We start from the raw sequence: 825 nt of genomic DNA on the forward strand, positions 1-825 counted from the left end.
CGATCTTGCTATGGGGATGACCGTCGATGATCGCCTCGAGTGTTTCAGCGATGTAGGCAGCCGGGTTGACGCTGTTGAGCTTGCAGGTAGCGACTATCGACGCCAGCATGGCCCAGTTTTCTGCCCCGATTTCATGGCCCGCGAAGAGCGCATTTTTTCTGGTTAGGCAGACCGGCCGGATGGCGTTCTCGACCGGGTTGGTGTCGAGTTCGAGACGCCCGTCTTCGAGGAAGCGGGTCAACCCCTGCCAGTGATTGAGCGCATAGCGGATGTCCTCGGCGAGCGTTGAGCCGCTGGAGATCATGGAAAGCTGCTTCTCAAACCACGGTTTTAAAGCCGCAATGAGGGGCAGCGAGTGCTCCTTGCGCGCGGCCAACCGGATGTCCGGCGACGAGCCGCGCACCATGGCTTCGATGGCGTAAAGCTGCGCGATCTGCCGGACGGCGGCCTCGGCGATCGGAGACTTGCTGTTGCGCACCAATTTGACGAAGCGCCGGCGCAAATGGCTCCAGCAATGCACGAGCGTCCACGGCCCTTGCGGTCGAACGACTTCGGTCAGCCGGTCATAACCGTCATAGGCATCGCATTGCAGGAAGCGTCCGCAAAAGCCATCCAGGAACTGCTCCGCAAAGGCACCGCTGCGACCGGGGGCATATCGGAACAGCACGATCGGCGGACTTGGGCCGCTGTGGCCGCGGTCGTCTGAGGCGATCGCCCAGAAGTAGCCCTTCTTCGTTTGGCCGCGCCCCGGATCGAGTACCGGCGCCTTGGTCTCATCCATGAACAGCCGATCCGCCATGGCCAGGTGGTGGCGCATGTGGTCCG

Annotated in this window: 1 protein-coding gene; it reads right to left on the reverse strand. The window is 62.3% G+C overall.

The features are described 5' to 3' along the window. Positions 1-781: IS66 family transposase (locus IVB12_RS33900; RefSeq protein ID WP_247306302.1), on the reverse strand; the 781-nt coding region annotated here is incomplete at its 3' end. Positions 782-825: the final 44 nt, after the last annotated feature.

Source organism: Bradyrhizobium sp. 179 (assembly GCF_023073535.1).
Taxonomy (GTDB): Bacteria; Pseudomonadota; Alphaproteobacteria; order Rhizobiales; family Xanthobacteraceae; genus Bradyrhizobium.